Source organism: Microbacterium sp. 18062 (assembly GCF_902706225.1).
Classification (GTDB): Bacteria; Actinomycetota; Actinomycetes; order Actinomycetales; family Microbacteriaceae; genus Microbacterium.
In genome coordinates this window covers 1-4,411 of the sequence record NZ_CACSKB010000097.1, presented here as the reverse complement: position 1 = coordinate 4,411, position 4,411 = coordinate 1, and the positions used below count along the sequence as shown (strand labels likewise).

The window sequence follows — 4,411 nt, the reverse complement described above, 5'->3', positions numbered from 1 at the left end:
GAACCCCCGCCCCGCACGAGGCGCCGCCCGCCCCGGGCGCGCCTCGTGCGGGGGGGGGGTTCCGGGCGGCGTCGTACAGCGCGAGCGTGTCGCCGAGGGGCAGGGACGGCACGAGCGCCTCGGCGCGTTCCTCGGGGATCCACGCCACGCCGCCGTGCAGCAGGTCGACGGCACGGGGCGACGACAGTCCGTCGAACTCGACGGTTCCCGCCGACGGGGCGCGCAGCCCCGCGAGCACCTCGATCAGGGTGCTCTGTCCGCTGCCGGCGACGCCGGCGACACCGACGATCTCGCCCGAGCGGACGCTGAGCGTGACGCCGGCGAGCGCCGCATCCGTCTCGGAGGACGCCTCGACCTCCCGCAGCGACAGCACGGCGGGTCCGACGGCTCGCGGGGCACGGGGCGCCGGGTCGGGCAGGTCGCCGACCATCAGCCGGGCGACCTCGGCGGCGGAGAGGCCCCGAGCGGGACCGTGGTGGACGCGGCGGCCGTGCGAGAGCACCGTGACCTCGTCCGCGACGGCGCGGACCTCGTCGAGACGGTGGGTGATGAGCACGACCGCGGTGCCGAGGTCGCAGAGCGCGCGCAGGTGGGCGAAGAGCCCGCCGACCTCGACCGGGCCGAGGCTGGCGGTGGGCTCGTCGAGGATGAGGGTGGTCGCCCCCTCGGCGAGGGCGACGACGATCTCGCCCAGCTGTCGGTGCGCCTGGCTGAGGCGTGCGGTCGGCACGTCGAGGTCGACCGTGACACCGGCGTGGTCGAGGGTCTCGGCGAGCAGGGCGCGGGCGCGTCGCCGGCGGGCGATCCGTGCGTCGCCTGCGAGCAGCAGGTTCTCGACGAGGCTCAGCTCGCCCACGAGGCTCAGCTGCTGCGGCACCATGTTGATGCCGCGGGCCTTGCCGTCCGCGCGGTCGCGCGGCGCGTAGGGCGAGCCGTCGAGCATCATGACGCCGGCGTCGGCGGGCTCGATGCCGGCGAGGACCTTCGCCAGCGTCGACTTGCCGGCGCCGTTCTCGCCGACGAGCGCGTGCACGGTGCCGGGGCGCACGACGACGTCGACGTCGTCGAGGGCGCGGACGGCGCCGAAGCTCTTGGAGACGGACCGGGCGACGAGCGCCCGGTCCGTCTCGTCGGGAACGAGACTCATCAGGAGATGGTGACACTTCCGTCTGCGAGCCCGGCGATCAGCTCGTCGAGCTTGGTCGCGAGATCGGCGGGCACGGCGCCGTCGACGTCGTTGATGTCCTGGTAGACGATCCCGCCGTTCGCGAGCGTCGAGGTGACGCCCTTGCCGCCGAACTCGCCCGCGGCGACCTCTTCGACCCAGGCCTTGACGATGGGGTACATGTCGAGGTCGACGGTCGAGACGTTGGTCGCGAGCGCCTCGGCGCCCGCCGCCGGCGAGACGCCGATCGACAGGACACCGGCCTCCGCGGCCGCGGCGCCGACGCCGGTGGCGATGCCGTCGCCGGTCGTGTAGACGAGCTGGGCGCCCTGGTCGATGAGGCCGGTCGTGGCGGATGCCGCGGCCTCCGCGTCGTCGAAGCTGCCCGCGTAGACGACCGGGAGGAGGGTCGCCGACGGGTTCGCGGCGGCGACGCCCTGCTGGAAGAACTCGTCGGTCGCGACGACGAAGTCGAGCTCGAGGCTCTCGACGCGGCCGATGGGGGTCGCCCCGGTGAGACCCGCGATGTACCCGGACAGGTAGCCGACCTGGGACGAGTCGTAGGTCCAGGTCTCGACGTTGTCGGTGTGGCGGTCGAGGATGTCGAGGCCGCCGGATGCGGTGAAGTCCACGTCGGGGAAGTCCTCGGCGACGGAGAAGATCGCGTCTCCCAGCTCGATTCCGTGGCCGATGACGAGGTCGAAGCCCTGGCTGGCGAAATCGGCGATGACCGGCTCGCTCGTGGCGGGGTCGGCCATCTGCTCGCGCAGCTCGTACTCGATGAGGCCCTCGTCCTCGAGCTCGGCGAGCGCGTCGGCGAGCGCCTGGTTGAACGCGCCGTCGTTGGCGTTGCCCGGCGTCAGGGCGCCGATGCGGACGACGTCGTCGCCGGAGGAGGCGGTCTCGGGGGCGGAGGCGGTGCCGGAGCAGCCGGCGAGGGCCAGGGCTGCCGTCGCCGCGACGGTCGCGGTGAGGAGGGGGCGGATGCGCATGGGCGGGGTTCCTTTCGAGGGTGCTGCGTGACGGGTGTTTCGGGAGGATCGGTGTTTTCGGGAGGGCCGGTGTTTCGGGAGGGTCAGAGGGAGGCTTCGACGGTGAAGCCGGGCGTGAGCGTGGCGCTGACGAAGGCCTGGCTGTCGGGCGACCAGTGCGCGAGGACCGCGCCGGTGGCTCGGTCGACGCAGGGGTCGAGGCGGACGGCGGCGGGGGCCGCATCCGGATGCAGGTCGGCGTCGGCCACGCAGACGACGTCGACGCCGTGGTGGACGCGCGCCGTGCCGGTCTCGGGCAGGCGCCCCTGCTCCGCGAGGCCGATGAGGGCCGCGGTGGCGAGGAAGCCGCGGAGCTCCGTGTCGTCGTCGCAGAGCTCCGCGCTCTTCGCGCAGCCGTCGAGCCACGACACGGTGCCGTCGGCGCGCACCCGCACCGCGCTCAGCTGCGTGCCGAGCGCGGCATCGCCCTGGCCGAGCACGTCGATCCGCACGCGGAACACGTCGGCGTCGCGGGTGATCTCGATGTGCTCGGTGTAGAGGGGTTCGGACTTCATGCCCGTCACCGTGTAGCGGTCGGGCCAGGCGGCGACGAGGGGCGCGAGGTCGACCCGCTGCCCGAGGGCGCTCGGCTCACGATCGGCGGCGAGGGCTGCGCCGGTGAGCGCCGCTCCGGTGAGCGCCGTCGCCACCGCGACCGCCCCTGCGCCGCAGGCGGCGAGGGCGATCAGGAGGCGACGGCGTCGGGTCATGCGGGCACGGCCTCCGCGTGAGCGGCGAGCTCGGCCCGGAGGCCCGCCTTCGTGTCGGGGTCGGCGAACGAGGCGTCGATCGAGCGGCCGGCGAAACCGACGAGCTCCGCGTGCCCGAAGCCGAACTGCTGGGCCGCCACCGCCCAGTCGGCCTCGAGGGTGGAGCCGAGCGGGGCGGGATCGTCGGTGTTGAGCGTGACGGCGACGCCGGCGTCGAGCAGGCGGGGGAGCGGATGCTCCGCCCAGCTCGGATAGATGCCGAGGGTGACGTTCGAGCGGGGGCAGACGCCGAGGGTGATGCCGTCGGCGATCAGCCGTTCGATGAGCGCGGGGTCCTCGATGGAGCGCACCCCGTGGTCGATCCGCTCGGCCTGGAGCAGATCGATGGCGTCCCAGACGCCCTCGGGACCGCTGGACTCGCCCGCGTGGACGGTGCGGTGCAGGCCCGCCGCGGCCGCGGCGGCGAACGCCCCCTGGAACTTCTCGCCGGTGCGTCCGGTGACCTTCTCGTCGCCGTCGACCGAGAGCGCGACGACGCGGCGCGGGCTTGCGGCGACGAGGGCGGCGACCGCATCCTCTGCCTCCGTGGGCGACTGGCTGCGCAGCAGCGAGTACGCCATCCCGACCCGGCAGAGGCCGTCCTGGTCGGCCTCGTCGAGTCCGGCGGCGAGCGCGTCGAGCAGCTCGAGCTCGCGTCCGCGCCAGGTGTTCCAGTGCGTGGGGTTCACGATGACGTCGCTGTAACGGATGCCGGATGCGCTCTGGCGTGCGGCGAACGCGTAGGCGACGCGGGCGGCCTGCGCCGGGGTGCGCACGAGCCCGCACTGCCAGTCGAGGAACCGGAGGAAGCCGCTGAGCCCCGCCGATCCCGCTCCGGCACCTCCGCCGGTCGTGACCTCGGGGGCGTCGAAGGCGTCGTGCGACGAGATGTCGAAGAGCGTGGCGGCGGGCCCGGGCAGCGGCACGCCGTTCTCCTTCGCGAGGGTCAGCAGGTCCAGCAGCGAGAACGTCCCCTCCAGGTGCACATGGACTTCGGCCTTCGGCAGGGCACGGATCGCCTCTTCGTCGATCCGTGCGGTGGCGTTCGGGTGCAGCATGGGGCCCTTTCGACGGCAGAACGTGGCAAGGAGAATCTACCCAGTCCTCCGACACTTGTTGACAAGTTGATGAACAGTCGTTCCCAGCTTGTAACACCCGCGTAACTGTCGCCCCGATTCTCGGCGATGTCGGAGCCTCAGTGAAAGTCCGTTCGTAGCACTTGTTCACAAGAGGGGTGACCGTGCCGCCGTTGTCGGCCGTTGCCGCACGCCGTCGTAGCCGTCTGCCTCCGCCGCCTGTCTCCGTCTGTTGTCGCCCGCCGCCTGTTGCCACCTGTTGTTGGTCGCCTCCGCCATCCGTGTCTCACTTGTGCAGGTGTGGGGTGTCGTTGGGCTGCGCAAGTGAGACACGGAGTGTCCGGGTGGTGGTGCGCTCGGGCTGGCGGTGCGGGGCGCTCGGGGTGGTGG

The 4,411-nt window shown here is 72.9% G+C and carries 4 protein-coding genes; all 4 read right to left on the bottom strand.

Annotated elements, in window-relative coordinates; genetic code table 11:
* Positions 1 to 1,147: ATP-binding cassette domain-containing protein (locus GVL03_RS18715; protein ID WP_159502523.1), on the bottom strand; the 1,147-nt coding region annotated here is incomplete at its 3' end.
* Positions 1,147 to 2,157 (bottom strand): BMP family ABC transporter substrate-binding protein, encoded by a 1,011-nt coding sequence (locus GVL03_RS18710; protein WP_159502522.1) that lies wholly within the window; start codon positions 2,155 to 2,157, stop codon positions 1,147 to 1,149. The genes GVL03_RS18715 and GVL03_RS18710, both read right to left, overlap by 1 nt.
* A gap of 83 nt (positions 2,158 to 2,240) precedes the next feature.
* A complete protein-coding gene (locus tag GVL03_RS18705) occupies positions 2,241 to 2,906 on the bottom strand; it encodes a hypothetical protein (RefSeq protein WP_159502521.1) in 666 nt (221 codons plus the stop codon).
* Positions 2,903 to 4,003, bottom strand: coding sequence for an adenosine deaminase (add, locus tag GVL03_RS18700; protein ID WP_159502520.1), 1,101 nt, complete (start codon positions 4,001 to 4,003; stop codon positions 2,903 to 2,905). The genes GVL03_RS18705 and add overlap by 4 nt, the downstream gene beginning before the upstream one ends.
* Between the last annotated feature and the right edge of the window lie 408 nt (positions 4,004 to 4,411).

Coding starts and splice junctions, on each gene's coding strand:
- GVL03_RS18710 (WP_159502522.1), bottom strand. CDS start 2,157: ATGCGCATCCGCCCCCTCCTCACCGCGACCGTCGCGGCGACGGCAGCC.
- GVL03_RS18705 (WP_159502521.1), bottom strand. CDS start 2,906: ATGACCCGACGCCGTCGCCTCCTGATCGCCCTCGCCGCCTGCGGCGCA.
- add (WP_159502520.1), bottom strand. CDS start 4,003: ATGCTGCACCCGAACGCCACCGCACGGATCGACGAAGAGGCGATCCGT.